This window comes from Paenarthrobacter sp. NPDC058040 (assembly GCF_042885775.1).
Taxonomy (GTDB): Bacteria; Actinomycetota; Actinomycetes; order Actinomycetales; family Micrococcaceae; genus Arthrobacter.
The window spans coordinates 121,710-141,721 of the sequence record NZ_JBHVRN010000007.1 but is presented as its reverse complement, the minus strand read 5'-3'; the positions used below and the strand labels follow the sequence as shown (position 1 = coordinate 141,721).

The window sequence follows — 20,012 nt, the reverse complement described above, 5'->3', positions numbered from 1 at the left end:
CTAGTGGCGGACCCGTCGGCCCGACCGCGCCGCGAAGTCATCCAACGCCTCGATGATGTCTCCCGCGATCCACACACGCAAGCCACGGACCTTGCCTGCAGGACTCAGGATGCCCGCTTCTTCCAATCGCTGGACCGCCCTGTAAGCAGTTGCCGGGGAGACCCCCGCATACTCGGCCGCCGATTCAGCGGTGATTGCAGGCTCGCGAGGCAGGAGCTCCAAAACCTTGAGAACGGACTCCTGAGCCGCGCCCACCCTCTCCCGATAGTCCTGCAAAGCCGACTGAATGTCCGCGGCAAGCAGCCGGCCGTGCTCGACGGCAACAATGGCCGACTCGGCGAAACGTTCAACGATCGGCACCACATCACCTTCGCGGTATGCGCCCAAAGCGTCGAAGTACAGGCGCGTGTTGGTCAGGAGGCCTGACGAAATCGGAATGGTGACGCGTTCGGTGACGCCCTTGGCGCGAAGCAAGGCACTGACGATGGCCCGCCCGGTACGGCCGTTGCCATCAGCGAACGGATGGATCGTCTCGAATTGGGCGTGGGCCAACGCCGCTTGGGTCAGGGCCGGGATGTCGTCCCGGTGCATGAATGCCACCAAGTCCTCCATCGCTTCCATGACGCGCGTGTGATGCGGCGGCACAAACTCCGCTGCATGGGGAGAGTTGCCGCGGATCCACACCTGCCTGTCGCGGTACTCGCCGGCGATGTGCTGGTCGGAAGAGAAGAGCAGGGTGTGGTGCATTGCGCCGATGTTCTGCACGCTGAGGTCCTCGGACAACGCGATGGCAGCCTGCATGGCGTTCACGTTGGAGGCGATCAGGGAAGCGTTGATGCTGGACCGGTCGCCCAGTTGCGCAAGCAGGATCTTCCGGGCTCCGGCCGTGAGGTTCTCAATCTCCGAACTCGACGCGGATTCACTGCGCAGAAGCAATGCGGCAAAGGGTGCGGAGTCCTGCCCCAATTCCGCATCGAAGCGGACCATCTCGACGGTTGCCGCCTCAACCAGCGACTGGGTCCTCGAACCAATCCCGGGGTCGATCCCTGCGATCCTTGCTGGAATGGCAGCTTCATACGGCCCCCTGGCCATGAGGCGTTGCCTACGGGACATCCCCGCCGTCGGCTCGGCCGACCACGGGCGTTGTTCGTAGACGATTGGCGGCCAACCGGTCTGGGTGCTCATGCCGCTCCTTGAGAATCGGGATAACCGATTTTCTCACAAATGGCGTTTGCTGAGAAAGATAATCTCCGATTTTCTCATGAAAGCGCTTTCCTGAGAAAATCCCACTCGGGATTCTCAGCCCAGCAAGTGCACCATCTGCCCCGGCCGGGTCTGGCCGAGGGAATCGAGGTCTTCGTCGCGGACCACCGCGATCACCGGAGATTCGCTCGTGGCGGGATGGTCGGCGAGGGCAATGACGGGAAGGCCCGACGGCGGCAACAGGACCGAGCCCGGAACCAGCGGTTGGGTGCCGGGTGCTGAAGTTGTGTCGGGATCGGGAAGCGGCCGGCCTGCGAGGCGGGCACCCACGCGATCGGACTCCGGGGAGAGGATCCAAGGTTCCGTGGTCAAGCGAAGCCAGGCGCCGGCGTCGTACTTCTGTGCGTCCGGTCCGGGGGCCACTCTGGCGACCACGGGCCGCTCGGAATCGAGAGCGCGCCGCGGAGGCTGGTTCACGGAAGGGAAACCGTGCCCGGGGGCGCGGCCGAATGCGAGGGTGCGGCCCGTGCGGAGGGCATCCGACTGTTTCTCAATGCCGCCCTGAACGGCCACGTAGTAGCGAATCCCGAAGAGTGCGCGCCCGAACTCCAGCACGGCACCGGGAGCCACCCGAATGGCTTTGTTCATGGTGAGCTCGGAGCCGTTGAGCTTGACCAAGCCCTCGGCTCCACTCACGGAAATAGCAGTCCCGGTGACAAAGCGAAGCCGCAACCCGCCCACCAGGACTTCCAAACCGGGAGCCGATTCGGGGTTTCCGAGCAGGGCATTGGCCAGGGTGATGGATGCGCGGTCCAAGGCACGCTCAGGCGGCACCACGAGGGTCAGTGCACCAGGGTCCATCACTATCGCACTCATCGAGCCTCCTTTGGCTGCCGTCAGGACACCAGACTAGGCGAACGCTTCGATCTCCACACCGGCCTCTTCAAGCCCCTTGCGGACGGCTGCGGCCATCTCCACTGCGCCGGGCGTATCGCCGTGGATGCAGAGGGAATCGGCCTTGACCGGGACCACGGTTCCGTCCTGCGCCACCACTTCTCCTCGGGTGGCGATACGAACGGCCTGCGCCACCACCTCGGCGGGATCGTGCAGCACGGCGCCGTCCTGCGAGCGCGGCACGAGCGTCCCATCGGACAGGTAGGCCCGGTCCACGAAGGCCTCCCGGAACACGGGGTGCCCGGCTTCTTCGGCCAGGTTCAGCCACGCGGAGTTGGGCAGGCCCAGCACGGGGAGGCCGGGATCGTAGGCGTGGACGGCAGCAACCACGGCCTCGGCCTGCTCCGGGTCGTGGACGATCCGGTTGTACAGGGCGCCGTGCGGCTTGACGTAGTCCACGGACGCGCCCACCGCATGGGCCACGCCATCCAAGGCACCAAGTTGGTACAGGACGTCGCCGAAGAGTTCATCGAAGCTCATGTCCAGCGAGCGCCTGCCGAATCCCGCCAGGTCCCGGTAACCGACGTGGGCACCGACCCGGACATCGAGGTCGAACGCCGCGCGGCAGCTGTCCAGCATGGTGAGCGGGTCTCCTGCGTGGAAGCCGCAGGCAACGTTGGCACTGCTCACTATGCGGAACATTGCGGCATCGTCGCCCATGGTCCAGGAGCCGAACGACTCTCCGAGGTCAGCGTTGAGGTCCACTGGTACCGCCTTCCAGACTCTTGTTCTTGGGGCTGCTTGGCAGCAGTTCCCCTGGGACTGTATCCGGCAACGCACCAAAGGCCTCCTTGGCGGTGGCGATCACGGCGCGACCCATCATGAGGTTGCCCGCACCGCCCACCACTGCGCCAACGCCGAAGGGAAGGGCGCGGCCAAGGAAGGCGGACCCTTGCCGCTTCACGAGGTTCTTCAGGAAGGCCCGCTGAATCGCGTCCCGGATGACGCCGAAGCCGCTTCCCGGAATCTTCTTGGTGAGGGTCCTCCCCCACTCGTTCGTCACGCCCTTGCCACGGCCCAGCGACTGCCCGCTCAGCGCGCCCAGCAGGGAGGTCCCTTCCTCGCCCAGCATGATGGCCATGACCATGGTCCGTGCGCGTTCGGGATCGGTCAGCCGGATACCGTGCAGCTCGGCAAGCGACGACGCGTACAGCGCCGTGGTTTCGAGGAACCCGACGGTTGCGAGGGCGGAAAGTCCCAGCGACGCTGCGGTTCCAAGACCAGGTACGACGGCGATAGCACCTACGCCGGCTCCCCCACCTGCCACTGCGGTCAGGTAGTCGCGTTCGAGCTTGGCGGCAAGTTGCGCGGGCGTCGCGTTGGGGTGCCGTCGCTGCATCCTTCTAAGGTTCGCAAGGACAAGCGGCCGTTGCACTTCGACGGCCTTGAGCAGCACGTTGTGGACGCCGGGCTTGGTGTTGCCTTGGGCGTCGAACACTGCGTTGTGGGCTGATTCCTGGGCGATTCGTACCGCCGGGTTTGCTCGCTTCGGCATGTCCACAGCCTATGCCACACCTTCCCGTTGTGAGGCCCGCACTACGCCCCATCCAGCCCGGATTCCGCGCAGAGCGGACCCCACAAGCAGCAGTGCCCGGCGTAGACTGAAGGCATTCACGGAAGCAAGTCCACCCACGGACAGGAGAATCCGTAATGAGCGCCACCGACAAGCAAGAGCACGTCATCAGGCACCACACCGACGCCCCCGCCGAAGGCGAGACGGACGGCTGGGTGGCGCACGATATCGGCCTGCACAGCCAGGATCCCGCCGAAGGTCCGGATATCGACGACGGCGACGCCCCGCCGTCGGGCGCTTCATAACTGGCGCTTCGCAACAGAGGTTCCTTCCGCGGCTTCCCCTCCACGTCCCCGCCTTCCACGGCATCAGCGGGCAGGCTTAGGCTTGTGGGGTGGCTGCAATGAGAGCGCTGCGTCCTTTTGCACACAGGGAATTCCGTGTGCTTATTTCCGCGCTGTCCATTTCGATCTTCGGTTCCGGCATGTGGGCCGTGGCCATGGTCTACGAGGTGATCCACCTCGGTGGGGGCCCGCTGGAATTGTCCCTGGTGGCAACGGCAGCGAGCGTCGGCCTGGTGGCGTTTGTCCTGGTGGGCGGGATCGCGGCCGACCGGTTTCCGCAGCGGATCCTGATCATCGCAGTTGAGGGTGCCAACCTGGCCGTCATCGCCACGGTATCCTTGCTGGCCATCCTCAATGTCCTCCAGCTTTGGCACTTGGCGCTGGGTGCGTTTGTGCTGGGCGTGGGCCAGGCGTTCTTCTTTCCCGCGTACTCGGCCATCCTGCCCCGCATCCTCCCGGCGGAGGACCTGCTCGCGGCGAACGGCATGGAAGGCACCGTCCGGCCGATCCTGCAGCAAGCCGCGGGTCCTGCGGTGGCGGGCATCGTGGTGGCGTCGTTGTCGCCCGCGTTTGCCGTGGCCGGGGTTGCCGTGTGCCACTGCCTGGCGTTCGGCATCCTGAACTTCCTCAGCCGGGAAGCCCTGGATGGCCGCAGTGCCGAACCACCTGAGCCGCAGGGTTCGAGTTCCTTCTTCCACGACCTCAAGGAAGGCTTCGCGTACACCATACGGACACCGTGGCTGCTGTGGACCTTGATCTGGGCCTGCCTTTCCGTGCTGTTCCTGATCGGCCCCATCGAGGTCCTGTTGCCGTTCGTAGTCCAGGACCAACTTGGCGGCGACTCGCGGATGTTCGGTTTCCTCCTGGCCATCATGGGTGCCGGGAGCGCGTTGGCTGCACTGGCCACTGCGTCATTCCGGCTGCCGCGACGCTATCTGACCGTCATGGTGGTGACGTGGGGATTGGGCAGCCTGCCCATTGCCGCCATCGGTTTCATCAACAACTTCTGGCTGCTCGGTGCGGCCATGCTGGTTTTCGGGCTGACGGAAGGCATCGGGGTGGTCATTTGGGGCACTCTCCTGCAGCGGCGGGTTCCGCGCCACCTGCTGGGCCGGATTTCCAGCCTCGATTTCTTCGTCTCGCTGGCGCTGATGCCGGTGTCCATGGCCCTCGCGGGTCCAGTCGCCGAGGTTGTGCCGATCTGGCTCATCTTCTTCATCGCAGGCCTGGTGTGCCCGATCATGGCGTTCGTCGCGCTCTTCGCGGCCCGCATGCCAAGCGACGAGCTCGCGAACCCGCTGGGCCCGGAAACGGTCGCGGCGGAATCGACTGACAGCCAGCCGGACGCTGTGTAGGGTGATCCGGCGCTGTTCAGCTCCGTGCTGGACCGGTGGTGCTCCGAACCACCAGGTGCGGGGTCCGCACCAGGTGCGCGGCCGGCGTCGGGCTTTCCAAGCGGTCGATCGCACGGTCGACGGCGGCACGCGCCAAAAGCGGGGCGTCCTGACTGATCGAGGACAACTGGACGTAGCTTAAACGCGCGAACTGGCTGTCGTCATAGCCCAGCACGGAGACGTTTTCCGGGACGCGAAGACCTGCGGCGCGAAAGCTTTCCAGGACGCCCAATGCGCAGCGGTCGTTGAAGGCGATGACCGCGGTGGGCGGATCGTCCAGAAGCTGTTGACCTGCACGGAGGCCATCCTCTTCCGTGGGGCCGCCGGGAATGATCCTGGCTTCGAGCCCACGGGCCACCATCTCCGCGTGGAACGCTTCGCGGCGTTGCGGACCGGAGACGGTGTGGCCTCCGTCGACGTGGGCAATCCGTTGGTGCCCCAGCGAGGTGAGGTGTTCAACCGCGATCCGGATTCCCGCGAAGTCGTCGCTGCTGACCGAGTCCAGGGCTTCGCCAACATCGTCCCGGAGCAGGCTGACCACGGGCAACCGCGCGGCGTAGCTTGCCAGTTCGGGTGCTCCGAGCATTGGGGAGATCATGATCAGGGCCTCGCAACCGAGGTCCAGCAGGGATTCGACGGCCCGCGTTTCGGGGCGGCCGTTGGCTACTGCGCTCAGGGCGATGTCGTAGCCGCGCTGCGTGGCTCCGGCGTAGGCAGCGTCCACGATTTCGGCGTGGAAAGCGTGGGCCGTGGAAAAGCTGATGCCCAGGAGCCTGGTGCGGCTGCTGCGGAGTAGCCTGGCGCGGCTGTCTGGTCGATACCCGAGTTGCCGGGCGGCTTCCTGGACCTTGAGCCGGGTTGATTCGGAGGCACCGGGAGCATCGCGCATCACAATGGACACGAGGGCCCGCGACACCCCGGCCGCTTCAGCGACGTCCATCAGTGTGGGACGTTTCCCTGCCATGGCCCTCCTTCGCCCGGAGCCAGTCTATAGAACGATCCAAGGCGGGCCCGCACGGACCTTAAGCGTGCGGCCGGTCGCGACTCAGACGACCGACCGCACTAGCCCGGTTATGCGCAGCGACGGCGCCCCGGGCGGGCCCCAGAACCCGCCACATCCATCGCTGCCAACTCAGCGTTGCCCGCAGAACTGCGTCGAAAAGGGCGACAACACAGAACGCGAGGCAACGACATGGGCACTTGGTATGTGCCGACCCCCTACGGATCGTGACGGATTGATGGGAAAAAACTTTTTGACCGTTTATGTCCGGTATTTCCGGTCATCGGCCCGGATACACCACGGACTTGAGCTGCCCGGCTTCCTTGCCTACGCGGAGTGCAGCCTCGGATTCGGCGAGTCCAAATTTGCCGGTGACCAGGATGTCCAGGTCCACTTTGCCGTCAGCGAGCAGCTGGATGGCCAGGGGCCACGTGTTGGTGTAGCGGAACACTCCGGACAGCCAGATCTCGCGGTTCTGGATGTGGGACACCGGCAGTTCAACGTCGTCGGCGCCGAGGCCCACCAAAATGACGCGTCCTGCGGGACCCACCGCCTTGATTCCGGAACGGACGGCGGCAGTTGCGCCGGAAGCGTCAATGAAGGCATCGACGTCGAGCCCTTCAACGCTGTCCGTCTTCGCGTTCAGCGCGTGCGTCGCACCGTGTTCCAAGGCGAAGGCCAGCCTGTCTTCGGCGATGTCGCTGATGTAGATCTCTGATGCACCGAACGCCCGGGCCGCCTGCGCCGCGATCACGCCGATCGGTCCGGCTCCGGCAATCAGGACGCGGCTTCCTGGTTTGATCCCGGCGCGTTCGCAGGCCCACAGCCCCACGGAAAGCGGCTCGATCAGCGCAGCGGCTTCATCGCTCACGGAGTCCGGAATCGCGTACGCGAAGTCACCCTGGATCGCCACGTACTCGGCAAAAGCACCATCCACCGGAGGGGTGGCGTAGAACTCCATGTCCGGGCACAGGTTGTAGCGGCCCGCTTTGCACTGCTTGCAGTTGCGGCAGGGGCGTTGGGGTTCGACGGCGACCCTCTCGCCAATGCGGGCCGGGTCCACGGCACTCCCGACGGCGGCAATCCGGCCGGACAGCTCGTGGCCGAGGATCAGCGGGTGCTCCACCACGAAATCACCGATCCGGCCGTGGTCGTAGTAGTGGACATCGCTGCCGCAGACGCCAACGGCTGCCACCTGGACCAGGACCTGATCCGGCTGGAGATGCGGGACCGGGAGCGTCTCCTGGGTCATCTCGCCCTGCCTTTGCAGGACCGCGGCACGCATCGTCGCGGGCAGTTCGGGCTGTTCCAGCAAGGGCGTCTCTGCGCTGTGGATGGTCATTCTGGATTTCCTTTGAGGGAGCGGATTTTCCTCAACACTAGGTCTGTGGGCCGGGCACGACTAGCCTCGGGAGGGAGGATTACTGATACTTATTTTCCGTTCGGGAAAGGAATGCCAGCATGGACGCGGGTGGCTCCGGCGGTGGCGTGGCGGCGCTGTTGGCCGAGCGATTACTGGGAAGGCAAGCCGTCCGCGAGGTTGTGCCCGCAGATCCCCACCACTCCGTTCGCTGGCATGAGCACGATTATCCGAGCCCCTTGGCCCGTTGGAACTACCACCCTGAGTACGAGATCCACCTGACCCGGAAGGGCCCGGGAAAGTTCATTGTGGGTGATTACGTGGGCACCTTCGAGCCAGGCAATGTGGTGCTGGTGGGTCCCGGGCTCCCCCATGACTGGGTGAGTGACGTGGAGCCCGGGGAAGTGCTGGTGAACCGGGATGCGGTAATCCAGTTCGAGGGAGCGTGGGTTGAGCAAGCTGCGGGTTTGGTGCCGGAACTGGCGCAGATCAAGCCGTTGTTGGCCGAGTCAGCACGAGGGATCGAGTTCCTCGGAGCTACGGCACTTGACGCTGCAAGGGCCATGGAAGCAATGGGCGGCTCCCGTGGACTCCAGCGATTGCAACACCTTCTGGCCCTGTTCGGGATTCTCAGTTCAGCCCCTGCGGATGAGCGGCGGTTTCTCGCTTCAGAATGGTTCCAGCCGCAACTCGACGGAAAAGCGGCCGCCGTGGTGGAGATCGTCTTGGAATACGTTTTCGCGAATCATGCGGGCCCGCTGGCCATGTCCGAAGCCGCGGGCTTGGTAGGAATGACCGAGCCAACGTTCTCCAAGTACTTCAAGCGTGCCACCGGGCAAAATTTCAGCGACCTCGTACGGAAGCTGCGGCTGGCCAACGCCCGGCGACTCTTGGAACGGACGGACAAACCCGTATCGGAAATCTGTTTCGAGGTTGGCTTCACCAATCTGTCCAACTTCAACCGGCTGTTCCTCCGGGAAACGGCGCAGACGCCGAGGGAATTCCGACGGCGGCTGCGGACCTGACTGGCTTGCCGCGCCTGGCAGGGACAAGCCAAAGGCGGAGTGGCCTTGATGAGCCGCTCCGCCTTTGCTTGCGTTGGGAGGTACCTGCGCCCGTCTTTCGGGTTTCCTGTTGCGCTGGAGTGCAGGCTTCCCGCACGCTGCCGGGCTCAGGCCCGACGGTCTGGGACGCTTACATGATTCCCGTGGGTACCAGGAGGGCCCATGCGAGGGCCGGAGCGACGAGGACCACCCCTCCGGCGTACATCATGAGCTGCTTGTAGACGCGCTGCCGGTCGGTGTCGCGTGCATTGGCAACCACCAAGGCACCATCGGTGGAGAACGGGGAGACATCCACCACGGTTGCGGCGATGGCAAGTGCGGCTACGGTACCCGAGGCGCTGAGCGAGCTGGTTGCCAGCAGCGGTCCGGCCATGGGGATGAAGGCTGTGAGCAGCGCAGTGGAGGAAGCAAAAGCGGAGCCGACCCCAATGACGTAGCAAAGAACCAGTGCGATCAAGAGCGGTGCGCCAAGCGCCAACGCCATTTCCGCGAGGGTATCAATCACGCCGACGTGCTGGAGCAAGGAAACGTAGGTGATCATGCCGGCCACCAGCAGGACGGTGGACCAGGAGATCCCACCGATGAAGGTCTTGTGCTCCTTGATGTTGACGAAGGCCAGGATGAGTCCGGCGGACAGGGCAACGAACCCAATGGGCATATGGAAGCCGAGGGTGCAGACCAGGATCGCGAGGATCAGGGCCAGCGTGAGGATCTGCTGTCCGCTGGGGCGTCCGATCCGGGGCGTGTCCAGGCCTGCGTACTCGTTGGAGTGCTTGTCGCGGAGCTTGCCCATGAGGGCGAAGAGCACGATGGTGAGTGCCGACAGGATGAAGTTCAGGGCAAAGCTCGCCAGGAACAGGGCACCTTGATCGATGGGGAATTCATTCTTGTGCGCGATGTCGTGGACGAGCACGCCGGCCACTGACAACGGCGAAAAGCCGCCGGCGTGGGCACCGTTGATGACGAAGGCGCCCATGAGGACGGGGTGGATCCGGGATTCGTAGGCAAGGCCCAGGGCGGCGGGTGCCAGCAATGCCACCGCTGCGGGGCTGAAGGTGCCCAGCGCGGTCAAGGCTGCGGCCATCAGGAAAAAGACCCAGGGCAGGAGCATGGTCTTGCCCCTGACCATCCGGACACAGCTCTGCACGATGATGTCGATGGACCCGTTCCGCTGGGCCATGCTGAAGAAGTAGGTGACGCCGATGATGGTCAGGACGATGCTGGCCGGGAATTCTTCAAGGATCTGCTTGTCCGTCATGCCCAGCACGAAATAGCCCACACCGAACGAGGCAACCAGCCCCATGACGCCGATGTTCAGTGGCCACTTCGTCGCCACCACGAACATGACCACCAGGATGGCCAGCGGGATGATTTGCGTGGCGGTCATGGTCGGCTCCGATCCCGAAGCGGCCGAAGGATTGCCCATGGCACCGCCGAACAGGAGGGCAGCAATGCCCAAAACGGTGATGGCGATGGCCGTCACCAGAAGGATACGACGGCGGCGCTTGGGTCGGGCGGACGCGTGGTCAGAGGTGGTGCTGGGTGCAGTCTTTTCTGCGGTCTTAGTTGACATGATGCTCTCTCTTCATCGAGTAGCGCTGGCGAGGGAGGACTCAACGGTGTTGTCGAGGACCTCTGGGAGATGGATGGTGGTGGAGGCGATAGTGCGGGCAGTACGGTCCACGCCGACGAGCAGGGATCCATCCCTCTGTTCGCTCCACGTCTCGATGACCCCGGCAGGCGTGCGGAGCCGGAGGGTCGGATGCAGGGCATCGCCCATGAATTCATTCATGACGGTGCCTGGAGTTCGGGCCGCGAGCGTCAACGCGATGCTTCCGGTAATGGCCAGTGCCGGGTGGGGCTTGCCCATGGAGAGCATCATGACGCTGGCGTCGCTGTCCGGGTCGGACCGGGAGGGCGGCGCAACGATGGCAACCTTGGGGATGGCGCGGGCTGCTTCGCCCGGAGTCGCCGCCAAGCCCATGCGGACTGCCGCCTGGCGCCTGATGCGCTCCAGGGTCTGAAGCTGCAACTCCACGCCGCCGAACCAGGTGTCATACCGGTCAGGGTCGAGGCCAAGGTCCTGGGCGCGAAGCAGAACGACAGGAGCCCCCGCATCAACCATGGAGACCGTCCATCGGGTCCCGCCAGCCGTCACACTGTCCATGGCGGCACCTGTGGGAAGGAGCCGGCCGGTGGTTTTGCCGGCCGGATCCTGGAATCCCAATCCCACCTGATACCCGGGGAAGGGCACCCCCGGCATGGAGCTGTCGGGGACTATGGGCAGCGCACCCGACGGAGTGGCAACGCGCTGGATGATGATCTGTCCGGTATTCGTATTGCGGGTCACGATGCGGGTCACGTCCCCGGCGGGGGTCACCCAGCCCTTCTCGATCGCGTAGAGGCCAACCACCGCCGAGCAGTTGCCGCAATTGCTGCCCCAATCGACTGTGGCTTCTTCAATCCCCACCTGGGCGAAAGTGAACTCAACGTCCACGCCGCCACCGGTAGGCCGCTCGACGATCATTGCCTTGCTGGTTGTTGACGTTGCCCCACCAACACCGTCGATCTGCCGGTGGTCAGGGCTGCCAAACAACCTGGGAAGCAAAACATCCACGCTGGTTTGCGTGGCCTCCAGATTGGCTGTTTCGAATACCCAGCACTTGCTGGTGCCCCCGCGCATCCATTCCGCTTGGATCTTCATGATCTCTTCCTTGCTGTCCGAAGCCCCTGAAAGTTGAAGGGGATACTTCGAGGTTGAGCCAGATCACAAATGAAGACAATGTTGGATTTCCAGTGGGGGATGTAGCAATGCTTCATTCATATTCAGATCAACAGGAAGGTACCGGCCCTGTCGCCGAAAGCGCGAGTTTCCCATCCGCTCAACGGCGGGACTCCGGCCTAAGAATGCATAGAATGAACTATTCCCAAGGAAGGCTGAAGCGATGCTTAACGACGATTACCAAAGTCTTTTCGACATCCGCCGCCTGGCACTGCTCGTGGAAGTCGTGGAGCAGGGCTCCATCACCTCCGCGGCCGACCTGATGATGTACACCCCTTCGGCGGTCTCCCAACAATTGCGGAAGCTGGAACAGGAAGTCGGCCAGCCCCTGCTGAACCGCCGATCCCGGGGCGTGGTGCCCACGGAAGCAGGCCAGGTGCTCGCTGGACACGCCCGAAAGATCGTCGGGCAGATGAAGGCAGCCCAGACAGACCTCGACCAAATAGCCGGGCTCAAGCGCGGGTCCTTGGCGGTGGGCACTTTCCCCACCCTCGCCGGCTCTTTTCTTCCCGTGGTCATTCGTGCGTTCAAGAAGCGCTACCCGGCAATCGAGCTCTCCCTCAGGAGCGCGCGCTTCGATCAATTGGTCAGCGACCTCCAGTCCGGAATCACCGGCTTGTGCCTGCTGTGGGATTATCCCTGGAATCGCTTCCAGGATGACGACATCCGCTTGACCGAGGTGTTCCAGGAAAGCACCGTACTACTGGTGTCCCGCAACCACCCCTTGGCGGACAGGGAGGAGATCCGCATGGAGGAACTGCGCAAGGAGTCCTGGATCGTCCGGGCCGAAGCCCACCCCGTCGTAGAGGTACTCCAGCGCTCGGCCCACGACGCCGGCTTTGAACCCTCCATTGGCTTCCTGGCCAATGACTACCAGGAGGCGCAGGCGATGGTCAGCGTCGGCATGGGTGTGGCCATGGTTCCCAAGACAGCAGTCGCGCTGCAACATCCGGACGTGAGGGTGGTCAGCCTGGGCGATGCCGCTCCTTTGCGCCGGGTCCTTCTCGCCCAGCGGCAGGACAAGGTCTACGCACCCGCGGAAGTGGCCTTCCAATCAACCCTCATGGAAATCGCCCGCGATCACGCTGGGGATTACCTGTAGCCTTTCCCCGCAAACCCGCAGGGCAATCTGCGACACTATCGACCCAGGCCGCACACTCCTTCATCAGCAAGTTATTCGATGCAGTGCAGGAGTACCCCCGTGAAGTCCCCTCAAGAAATAGCCATGTTCACCGTCCCGTCCTTGACGGATGTTGGGGACTTCCACCTCTTGGTCATGGGAGGGCTGGTTTTCCTCACCGCCGTCGGGGCCGTGCTTAGCGTCTCGCTCCTCCTGCTGGTTGGGCCTGTCCTGCAACTCGCCTTGGGATGCCACGCACCCAGGCGCGGCAGCCGCCGTCGTGAATCCTCCCGATCCAGCGACTAGAACGATCTAGACGTGACCGTCGAAAGCATGCCACCATGGTTCGACTAGAACGATCTAGACGCCTGAACCTAGGAGCAGCAATGACGTACCTCCAGCATCCGGTGGCCGAAGACCGGCCCGTTCGCATCGCTTTGATCGGCGCAGGGTGGATCGGCAAGTTCCATGCCGAATCCATCGCACGCCGGATCCCGAATGCCCGGCTGGAAGCGATCACCGATCCAGTCCTCCCCGCCGTCGAAGAACTCGCCACCAAACTAGGCGTCACCAAGATCAGCACGGACGTGGCCGATGTCCTGGCCGATCCGGACGTGGACGCAGTGCTCATCGCGGCTCCCCTGCGATTCCACTCGGAGCTGATCGCCGCTGCGTCCAAAGCCGGGAAGGATGTCTTCTGCGAAAAGCCCGGCGGACGGACTATTGCGGAACTGGACGCGGCCATCGAAGCGGCCGCGAGTGCCGGCGTCGTCCTTCGCTTTGGCTTCAACCGGCGCTACTCAACGGACTTCGCCGCGGCCCGCAAACTCATCGACGACGGCGCCGTAGGCGTCCCGCAACTCCTTCGCTCCCTCACGCGCGACCCCGGCACGGAAGCCGGAATCGCCAACCCTGGGCGGATCGCGCCGGGCACCATCTTCCTGGAAACCCTCATCCACGACTTCGATACCCTCAACTGGCTCAACCCAGGCGCCGTCCCCGTCAAGGTCCATGCCGTGGCCGATGCCCTGGTGGCACCTGAGGCGAAGGCCGGCGGCCTGCTGGATACCGCCGTCGTGACCGTCACGTACAGCAACGGCGCCATCGCCGTGGCGGAAGCGAACTTCAACGCCCTCTACGGCTACGACGTCCGCGGTGAGGTCTTCGGCTCCGCAGGCATGGTCACCGCGGGCACGCCGCAGGCCACCAACGCCACCAGCTACACCGCCGCCGGCATCGGCTCGGACACCACCCGCCTGAACATCCACCTCTTCCACGACGCCTACACGGACGAGCTGGCGCACTTCGCGGACGACGTCGCTGCGCGCCGCGGCTATGCACGCACGACGGCGGCCGCCTCGCCGTCCGCTGCTCCCGGCGGGGTCGACGCACGGAACGCACTGGCAGTGGCGTTGGCTGCGTTCAAGTCCTCGGAAACCGGCCTGCCCGTAGACGTTTCGGAGATCGCCGAACTGCGTGCCGCCGAAGGTGCCTTGCAGGGGGCCGGCGCATGAGTTTCCGCTTGGCTGTCTGCGCCGAAATGGTCTACGGCGAGCTGCCGCTGATCGATCGTGTGCGCCGGATCCATGATCTTGGCTTCGAGGTGGAGCTGTGGGACACGCGTGGGCGGGACATCGCAGCCCTCGCTTCAACCGGCGCCCGTTTTTCCTCGATGAGCGGCTACTTTGGCGGCAGCGTGATCGACCCCGCCACTGCCCACGAGGTCCTGGCCTCGGCGGAGAAGTTGATCCCCACGGCGCTTGAGCTGGGAGTCGAGCGGATGGTGGTGCACCCCGCTGAACTTGGCGAGGGCGGGCGGGCTGTCCGGCCAACGCACCGCTCCACGGGAGAGATGTGGCTGACGGGGCTCCGCACTTTGGAGCAACTCGGAGAGCTGGGCGCGAAGCACGGCATCACCTTCGCCCTGGAGAACCTGAACACCATCCTGGACCATCCCGGCATTCCGCTTGCCCGGGCCAAGGACACCCTGGCATTGGTGCAGGCCGTGGACCACCCCAACGTCAAGATGATGCTGGATCTGTATCACGCGCAGATCGGCGAAGGGAATCTGATTGAGCTGGTCCGGGCATCCCAGCCGTACACGGGCGAAATCCAGGTGGCTGATGTTCCGGGACGCTTTGAGCCCGGGACCGGCGAGATCAACTACCCGGCCATTGCCAAGGCACTCCGCGACGCCGGGTACACCGGGGTGATCGGCATGGAAGCCGGAGCCGTGGGTGGCCAAGGCATCGAGGCGGGAGACGCTGCCCTTTCCGCGTTCCGCGCCGCCTTCTCCCCCAACTGAGTCGCAGTTGTGCGCGTTTTGACGGTCCAAAACGCGCACTATTGCGGCCTACTTGGGCTAATACTTGATGGGTTCCAGGCGGCCGCTGCGCAGGGAAAGCACTGCTGCTTCGGCGATCGCTTGGGCCTTCAGACCGTCCTCGAGTGAAGGCGTCGGCGCGGCCTCGCCGTTGAGGGAGGAGACGAACGCCGCGAGGGCCGCAGCGTACGTCGGCTGAATGCGCTCGAACCAACCGGCGTGCAGCCCGTCGTCCACCACGGAGGTTCCGGAGTACCGGGACACAGCGCCGTTCCGATGACGACGGGCCTCCACCATCCCCTCCGAGCCCATGATCTCGATGCGTTCGTCGTACCCGTATCCGGTGCGGCGCACGGAATCGATCTGGACCATCGCCCCGCCGGGGAGCCGCAACGTGACCGCGGAGGTGTCGACGTCGTCGTACTCCGCAATGCCGGGCTCCGCGAGCGCCGAGCCGGTGGCGAAAACCTCCACCGGGTCCAGCCCGGACAGCCAGCGCGCGAGGTCGAAGAAGTGGACCGTCTGGTCGCGCATTTGGCCGCCGGACGTGGCCACGTAGGAGAGCGGCGGCATGGACGGGCCACGCGAGGTCAGCTGGATCAGCTCAACTTTGCCGATCCCGCCGGAATCCACCACGCGCTTGAGCTCGGCGTAGTCGCGGTCGAAGCGTCGGTTGAAGTCGACCATCACGGGGATGCCGCTCTGCTGCGCGAACGCGGCAGTATCGCGGGCGCGGTCCATGTCCAGGTCGATAGGCTTCTCGCACAGCACGGCAATTCCGACGGCGGCAGCGCGGCGCAGGTGTTCGGCGTGCGTATCGGTGGAGGAGGCAATGAAGACGGCGTCGATCTCCTCCGGATCGAAGACCTCTTCCAGTGCGACGGCGGCGGAGGCACCGTGCGCGGCCGCGAGCGTTTGCGCGCGCTGCTGGTCGACGTCGTAAACGAGCCGGAAGTCGATGCCGGGGTGGGCCGCGAGGTTGGCGGCGTGGACGGAACCGATGAAACCGGCCCCCAATAGTGCGAAACGGGGCATGGTCAGACTGCTGCTTTCTGGTAGGCGGGGACTTTCCAAGCGGAATCGTCGTGGTGTGAGGCGGCCACGGCTTCGACGAATTGAACGCCGATCAGCCCGTCGATCCCTGTGGGGAAGGACAGTTCCCGGTCCGGGAGCGGTGTGCCGTCGCGGCGCGCCCGGAGCACCTTGGCGAGGTCCGAGTAGAAGTTGGCGAAGGCCGCAAGGAAGCCTTCCGGATGGCCGAGGCCGACGCGCGTAAGCCGGGACGCGTCGTCGTGCAGGGTGCTGAGTCCGTGCGTGAGGACGGTGGTGGCGCCGGCGAGGTCCTGGACCTTGAGGTGGTGGGGATCCTCGTGCTGCCACTCGAGGCTGCCCGTCTCGCCGTAGATGCGGATGCGCAGGCCGTGGTTGTGGCCGGTCGCCGCCATGCTGGCCCAGACGCGGGCGGGGACGTTGCCGGTGAGTTCGAGTTCAACGGTGGCGTGGTCGAACACCCGGCGGCCGGGCACGAAGGTCTGCAGGCGGCCGGACAGGCGCTCGGCTTCGAGGCCCGTGATGTAGCGGAGCAGGTGGAACGCGTGCGTGCCGAGGTCGCCCACGACGCTCGGGAAGCCGGCAATGTCCGGGTTGGTGCGCCATTTCGCCTGCTTGTGGCCTTCGTTCTCGAGGGGTGTTGCTGCCCAGCCGGAGGCATGCTCGACGTCGACAAAGCGAATGGCACCCAGCTCACCGTTGCGGACCATCCGGGCAGCCTGGCGAACCATCGCGTAGGCCGAGTAGCAGTGCGGCACGGCGAGGATCGCCTCGTTGTCCTCGGCGATGCGCACCAGCTCGGCGGCGGTAGCGGAGTCCTGGGTCAGCGGCTTCTCGCACACCACGGAAATGCCCTTTTGCAGGAACGTCCGTGCGATCTCGAAGTGGCTGTCATTGGGCGTTGCCACCACCACGATGTCCACCCCGTCTTCGCGTGCGGCTTCCGCGTGGGCCATCTGGTGGATGTCGACGTAGGTGCGGTCTTCCGGCACGCCGAGGTCGACGGCGATTTGCCGGGACTTGCTGCGGTCCCGGCCGAAGATTCCGGCCTGGAGATCGTAATGGCCGTCCAGTCGCATGGCGTAGCGGTGGGTCTTGCCGATGTCCGCGCCCGGCCCTCCCCCGACCATGCCGGCCACCAACTGCCGGCTGTTTGGTGCACTCATGAAAGATCCTCATTGACTCTTTGGAATTTACTTGGACCGGTCCATAATGGCCGTGACAGGTCTCTGGCGTCAAGCCCCTAAGCTTGGTTGCGGAGCGCTGGACGAGAGGAGACACTGCATGCCGGCCGCGAAACCCACCATCCGCGATGTCGCGAGCGCCGCGGGCGTCTCCAAATCCTTGGTCTCCCTGGTCCTCCAGGGTTCTGCCAACGTCAGTGAGAGCCGCCGTCGTGCGGTCCTGGAGGCCATGGAGCACTTGGGCTACCGGCCCAACCGACTGGCCCAGCGCCTGTCCGGGCCGCGCAGCGGGACCATCGGCGTGATGCTCAACGACATCCGGAACCCCTGGTTCGTTGAGCTCCTGGAAGGACTCACCGCCTCCCTGCATTCCGCTGGAGTCTCGCCAGTGCTGGCGGATTCGTACACAGACCAACGCGTTGGGCGAAGCTCCGTGGAAACACTGCTGGAGCAGCGGATCGATGGACTGGTGGTGGTTGGAACCACCACTGAATCCGCCGCCATCGAAAAGGCGGCGCAAAGCATCCCGGTGGTACTGGCCGGGACCCGGGAACCGATGCTGGACGGCGTCGACATTGTGGTCAATGATGACGACGCCGGCGCGCGGCAAGCGACCGAACACCTCCTCGCGCTGGGACACCGGCGCATCGCGCACCTCCAAGGGCCGGGCGAAGTGGGCCGGTTGCGGCGGGAGTCGTTTGAACGGAGCATGCGCGACGCCGGGCTGGAGCCAGTGGTGCTGTCCGCCGGTGTCAGCGAAGAGTCAGCGTACGCCGCGGCCAGGCGCCTGCTCTCTTCGGCAGGGCGGCCCACCGCGATCTTCGCCTACAACGACATTGCCTGCATCGGCGCCCTCTCAGCCGCGGACGATCTGGATCTTTCAGTTCCCGAGGACCTCTCGCTGGTGGGCTACGACAACACCTACCTGGCAAAGATCCGGCACCTCTCACTGACGTCCGTGGACAACGGGAACCTCGCCGTGGGGGTCGAGGCGGGAAAGTTCATCCTGGAACGGCTGTCCACGCCGGACCTGCCCGCCCGATTGCACCAGGTTCCTTCGCTCTTGCAGGTTCGAGGGTCTTCGGGGGATGCACCGGCTTAGCGCGACCGTGTGCGCAGCACCAACGCACCGATGACCGGCAGCGGTGCCGACGTGTTGTCCGGGCTGTACCGGTAGCCACGACTTACCTGCGCAGCGGCGTGCTGTGCTGGCGGTTTCGCCGGGCTGTTCGGCTGGGGTCAACATGCGGTGGCGGGGTGAACCACGCGACGCCCTTTCTGCAAACAATGTTCCACTGCTCCTTGTGGATCACGTGGTGGTGATGTGAGCAGAGGAGCACACCATTGTCGGTGCTGGTGGCGCCACCTTGCGACCAGTAAGTGATGTGGTGGGCTTCGCACCAGGGAGCGGGCATAGTGCAGTCGGGAAAGGCACAACCCTGATCCCGGGCCGTTAGTGCCTTGCGGATGTGGTGCGGGAAAATCCTGCTTGCACGTCCGATGTCCAGGACTTGCCCCTCGCCGCCGAGCAAGACCGGAAGGATGTCGGCGTCGCAAGCAATTTTGCGGATGGTTTCCGGGTGGATGGGCCCAGTGAAGGTGGATGTTGCGCTGCCGGGTGCTTGGAGACGGCCGAAAAGGTCGCGATAGTCGATGGTGACCATGACTTGGGGCTTCAGGCCTCCATTGGCCGGCAGGCGGCCTGCAGCCAAGGCAACCTTGCAGCCTCCCACCAGACCGTCCAGTAGTTTCTGGGCACGGGAACGACGGTCCAATTCCGGGACGGGGCCGCTGACCTCGGCGGCCGAGCCTCCTGCGGCGGCAGCTTCGGCACTGGTTCCGCGTCCGGCCTTGGTGCAAGGGCCTGCGAGGCGAGGGTTGGTGGCGGCGTTCATGACGGTGGTGAGGGTTTCGAACTGCTCGGCTGTTGCGAAGATTTCGAGGTGCTGCAAGCCATGGCGGGGTTTGCGGATGAAGGCCCCCTGAATCTGGCGGAGGACTTCTTCCGTGGGTTCAGCCCCTTCTTGATCGATAAGGTCTGTCCATCGTCGAGCAACCCGCGCGACCAGGTCGGGGTCGGATTCGACGGCCACCGCGGTCAAGGCTTGCTCCATCGCGGCGACGGTGCCGTCGTCTGTCAGGAGCTTGACCCGGTCCAATGCAGAACTGATCAGGGTGGCCGAGGAAGCGGAAACCTGCGCATCAGCCACGGCGCCGGCAAGGTCTTCGTGCCGCGGCGGGATCTGCTCGCCGGAGATCCCGGTACCGGGCAGAACACGCCCGGCCAGGGCGAGTCGGCGCCGGGCTTCCCGGATGGTGATCCGGAGGCGGACCCGGAGGAACTCGGCAGCGTTCCGGAAGCCGTCGTCGAGGACAGAAGTCGCACTTCCCGCCTTCGCGTCGATGGCCGCGCCTGCGTGTACGTTTTCAGTCCAACCGGTGCGCCATGCTGCGACCTCCCCGGTGGACGTTTGAAGCTGCCTGGCGTGATGGGCTTGTTGGCGGCTGCGTTCCACAACCTGGGCGGCGACGAGTTGGAGGTACTCCACGGTCCGGGAAAGATGCTCCACCTTGCCGGCGAACTCGGAGGCCTCATCATGGTCGAACATCGCGGCCTGCCCAAGGACCGACCCCCGGAGCCCCTGCAGGGCAGCCGCGCCTTCATCAAGTAAGGCCACTGCGCTGACGCGTGGATACCCTACCTTCTCAGCCACAGCCGGC

The 20,012-nt window shown here is 64.9% G+C and carries 19 protein-coding genes; 8 read left to right on the top strand and 11 right to left on the bottom strand.

Features of this window, described 5'->3' with window-relative positions:
* The 4 genes from ACFVSJ_RS11400 to ACFVSJ_RS11385 all read right to left on the bottom strand — a co-directional run bounded on the left by ACFVSJ_RS11400 (window position 1) and on the right by ACFVSJ_RS11385 (window position 3,652).
* Complete coding sequence (locus ACFVSJ_RS11400) at window positions 1-1,185, bottom strand: Fic family protein (RefSeq protein ID WP_387436902.1); 1,185 nt, start codon at window positions 1,183-1,185, stop codon at window positions 1-3.
* A 114-nt stretch (window positions 1,186-1,299) separates the two neighbouring features.
* Window positions 1,300-2,079 carry a biotin-dependent carboxyltransferase family protein gene (locus tag ACFVSJ_RS11395; RefSeq protein ID WP_387436901.1) on the bottom strand — a complete coding sequence of 260 codons (780 nt, stop codon included), beginning with the start codon at window positions 2,077-2,079 and terminating at the stop codon, window positions 1,300-1,302.
* Window positions 2,080-2,112: 33 nt separating this feature from the next.
* Window positions 2,113-2,862, bottom strand: coding sequence for a LamB/YcsF family protein (locus ACFVSJ_RS11390; RefSeq protein WP_387436900.1), 750 nt, complete (start codon window positions 2,860-2,862; stop codon window positions 2,113-2,115).
* Window positions 2,846-3,652 carry a hypothetical protein gene (locus tag ACFVSJ_RS11385; protein WP_387436899.1) on the bottom strand — a complete coding sequence of 269 codons (807 nt, stop codon included), beginning with the start codon at window positions 3,650-3,652 and terminating at the stop codon, window positions 2,846-2,848. Before ACFVSJ_RS11385 ends, ACFVSJ_RS11390 begins: the two co-directional genes overlap by 17 nt.
* A 155-nt stretch (window positions 3,653-3,807) precedes the next feature.
* Between ACFVSJ_RS11385 and ACFVSJ_RS11380 the strand changes: the two genes are divergently transcribed.
* On the top strand, window positions 3,808-3,975 hold the full coding sequence (locus ACFVSJ_RS11380) for a hypothetical protein (RefSeq protein ID WP_387436898.1): 168 nt from the start codon (window positions 3,808-3,810) through the stop codon (window positions 3,973-3,975).
* 98 nt (window positions 3,976-4,073) lie between these two features.
* On the top strand, window positions 4,074-5,369 hold the full coding sequence (locus tag ACFVSJ_RS11375; protein ID WP_387437074.1) for an MFS transporter: 1,296 nt from the start codon (window positions 4,074-4,076) through the stop codon (window positions 5,367-5,369).
* A gap of 16 nt (window positions 5,370-5,385) precedes the next feature.
* Here the strand turns inward: ACFVSJ_RS11375 and ACFVSJ_RS11370 are convergent, their stop codons facing one another.
* Window positions 5,386-6,372, bottom strand: coding sequence for a LacI family DNA-binding transcriptional regulator (locus ACFVSJ_RS11370; RefSeq protein ID WP_387436897.1), 987 nt, complete (start codon window positions 6,370-6,372; stop codon window positions 5,386-5,388).
* 316 nt (window positions 6,373-6,688) lie between these two features.
* Window positions 6,689-7,750: an NAD(P)-dependent alcohol dehydrogenase gene (locus ACFVSJ_RS11365; RefSeq protein WP_387436896.1), complete on the bottom strand. Its 1,062-nt coding sequence runs from the start codon at window positions 7,748-7,750 to the stop codon at window positions 6,689-6,691.
* 119 nt (window positions 7,751-7,869) lie between these two features.
* On the opposite strand from ACFVSJ_RS11365, the gene ACFVSJ_RS11360 reads away from it, so the two are divergent.
* The gene (locus ACFVSJ_RS11360; RefSeq protein WP_387436895.1) at window positions 7,870-8,793 is read left to right on the top strand and encodes an AraC family transcriptional regulator; all 924 of its coding nucleotides are present in this window, start codon (window positions 7,870-7,872) and stop codon (window positions 8,791-8,793) included.
* A gap of 169 nt (window positions 8,794-8,962) precedes the next feature.
* Here ACFVSJ_RS11360 and ACFVSJ_RS11355 read toward each other — a convergent pair whose 3' ends face one another.
* On the bottom strand, window positions 8,963-10,405 hold the full coding sequence (locus ACFVSJ_RS11355; RefSeq protein ID WP_387436894.1) for an SLC13 family permease: 1,443 nt from the start codon (window positions 10,403-10,405) through the stop codon (window positions 8,963-8,965).
* A 12-nt stretch (window positions 10,406-10,417) separates the two neighbouring features.
* Window positions 10,418-11,536, bottom strand: coding sequence for a PrpF domain-containing protein (locus ACFVSJ_RS11350; protein ID WP_387436893.1), 1,119 nt, complete (start codon window positions 11,534-11,536; stop codon window positions 10,418-10,420).
* Between the two features lie 241 nt (window positions 11,537-11,777).
* On the opposite strand from ACFVSJ_RS11350, the gene ACFVSJ_RS11345 reads away from it, so the two are divergent.
* The 4 genes from ACFVSJ_RS11345 (at window position 11,778) to ACFVSJ_RS11330 (ending at window position 15,039) form a co-directional block, all read left to right on the top strand.
* Window positions 11,778-12,716 carry a LysR substrate-binding domain-containing protein gene (locus ACFVSJ_RS11345; RefSeq protein ID WP_387436892.1) on the top strand — a complete coding sequence of 313 codons (939 nt, stop codon included), beginning with the start codon at window positions 11,778-11,780 and terminating at the stop codon, window positions 12,714-12,716.
* 99 nt (window positions 12,717-12,815) lie between these two features.
* Window positions 12,816-13,040 (top strand): hypothetical protein, encoded by a 225-nt coding sequence (locus ACFVSJ_RS11340; RefSeq protein ID WP_387436891.1) that lies wholly within the window; start codon window positions 12,816-12,818, stop codon window positions 13,038-13,040.
* A gap of 80 nt (window positions 13,041-13,120) precedes the next feature.
* A complete protein-coding gene (locus ACFVSJ_RS11335) occupies window positions 13,121-14,248 on the top strand; it encodes a Gfo/Idh/MocA family oxidoreductase (protein ID WP_387436890.1) in 1,128 nt (375 codons plus the stop codon).
* The gene (locus tag ACFVSJ_RS11330) at window positions 14,245-15,039 is read left to right on the top strand and encodes a TIM barrel protein (RefSeq protein WP_387436889.1); all 795 of its coding nucleotides are present in this window, start codon (window positions 14,245-14,247) and stop codon (window positions 15,037-15,039) included. The genes ACFVSJ_RS11335 and ACFVSJ_RS11330 overlap by 4 nt, the downstream gene beginning before the upstream one ends.
* A gap of 57 nt (window positions 15,040-15,096) precedes the next feature.
* Here ACFVSJ_RS11330 and ACFVSJ_RS11325 read toward each other — a convergent pair whose 3' ends face one another.
* Window positions 15,097-16,092, bottom strand: coding sequence for a Gfo/Idh/MocA family oxidoreductase (locus ACFVSJ_RS11325; RefSeq protein WP_387436888.1), 996 nt, complete (start codon window positions 16,090-16,092; stop codon window positions 15,097-15,099).
* A 2-nt stretch (window positions 16,093-16,094) separates the two neighbouring features.
* The gene (locus tag ACFVSJ_RS11320; RefSeq protein WP_387436887.1) at window positions 16,095-17,273 is read right to left on the bottom strand and encodes a Gfo/Idh/MocA family protein; all 1,179 of its coding nucleotides are present in this window, start codon (window positions 17,271-17,273) and stop codon (window positions 16,095-16,097) included.
* 118 nt (window positions 17,274-17,391) lie between these two features.
* Here ACFVSJ_RS11320 and ACFVSJ_RS11315 point away from each other — a divergent pair, with 118 nt between their 5' ends.
* Entirely contained in the window at window positions 17,392-18,393 is a 1,002-nt protein-coding gene (locus ACFVSJ_RS11315) for a LacI family DNA-binding transcriptional regulator (RefSeq protein WP_387436886.1), read from the top strand.
* A gap of 82 nt (window positions 18,394-18,475) precedes the next feature.
* On the opposite strand, the gene ACFVSJ_RS11310 is transcribed toward ACFVSJ_RS11315, so the two are convergent.
* Entirely contained in the window at window positions 18,476-20,005 is a 1,530-nt protein-coding gene (locus tag ACFVSJ_RS11310) for a DUF222 domain-containing protein (protein WP_387436885.1), read from the bottom strand.
* Between the last annotated feature and the right edge of the window lie 7 nt (window positions 20,006-20,012).

Coding starts and splice junctions, on each gene's coding strand:
- ACFVSJ_RS11400 (WP_387436902.1), bottom strand. CDS start 1,185: ATGAGCACCCAGACCGGTTGGCCGCCAATCGTCTACGAACAACGCCCG.
- ACFVSJ_RS11395 (WP_387436901.1), bottom strand. CDS start 2,079: ATGAGTGCGATAGTGATGGACCCTGGTGCACTGACCCTCGTGGTGCCG.
- ACFVSJ_RS11385 (WP_387436899.1), bottom strand. CDS start 3,652: ATGCCGAAGCGAGCAAACCCGGCGGTACGAATCGCCCAGGAATCAGCC.
- ACFVSJ_RS11380 (WP_387436898.1), top strand. CDS start 3,808: ATGAGCGCCACCGACAAGCAAGAGCACGTCATCAGGCACCACACCGAC.
- ACFVSJ_RS11375 (WP_387437074.1), top strand. CDS start 4,074: ATGAGAGCGCTGCGTCCTTTTGCACACAGGGAATTCCGTGTGCTTATT.
- ACFVSJ_RS11370 (WP_387436897.1), bottom strand. CDS start 6,372: ATGGCAGGGAAACGTCCCACACTGATGGACGTCGCTGAAGCGGCCGGG.
- ACFVSJ_RS11365 (WP_387436896.1), bottom strand. CDS start 7,750: ATGACCATCCACAGCGCAGAGACGCCCTTGCTGGAACAGCCCGAACTG.
- ACFVSJ_RS11360 (WP_387436895.1), top strand. CDS start 7,870: ATGGACGCGGGTGGCTCCGGCGGTGGCGTGGCGGCGCTGTTGGCCGAG.
- ACFVSJ_RS11355 (WP_387436894.1), bottom strand. CDS start 10,405: ATGTCAACTAAGACCGCAGAAAAGACTGCACCCAGCACCACCTCTGAC.
- ACFVSJ_RS11350 (WP_387436893.1), bottom strand. CDS start 11,536: ATGAAGATCCAAGCGGAATGGATGCGCGGGGGCACCAGCAAGTGCTGG.
- ACFVSJ_RS11345 (WP_387436892.1), top strand. CDS start 11,778: ATGCTTAACGACGATTACCAAAGTCTTTTCGACATCCGCCGCCTGGCA.
- ACFVSJ_RS11335 (WP_387436890.1), top strand. CDS start 13,121: ATGACGTACCTCCAGCATCCGGTGGCCGAAGACCGGCCCGTTCGCATC.
- ACFVSJ_RS11330 (WP_387436889.1), top strand. CDS start 14,245: ATGAGTTTCCGCTTGGCTGTCTGCGCCGAAATGGTCTACGGCGAGCTG.
- ACFVSJ_RS11325 (WP_387436888.1), bottom strand. CDS start 16,092: ATGCCCCGTTTCGCACTATTGGGGGCCGGTTTCATCGGTTCCGTCCAC.
- ACFVSJ_RS11320 (WP_387436887.1), bottom strand. CDS start 17,273: ATGAGTGCACCAAACAGCCGGCAGTTGGTGGCCGGCATGGTCGGGGGA.
- ACFVSJ_RS11315 (WP_387436886.1), top strand. CDS start 17,392: ATGCCGGCCGCGAAACCCACCATCCGCGATGTCGCGAGCGCCGCGGGC.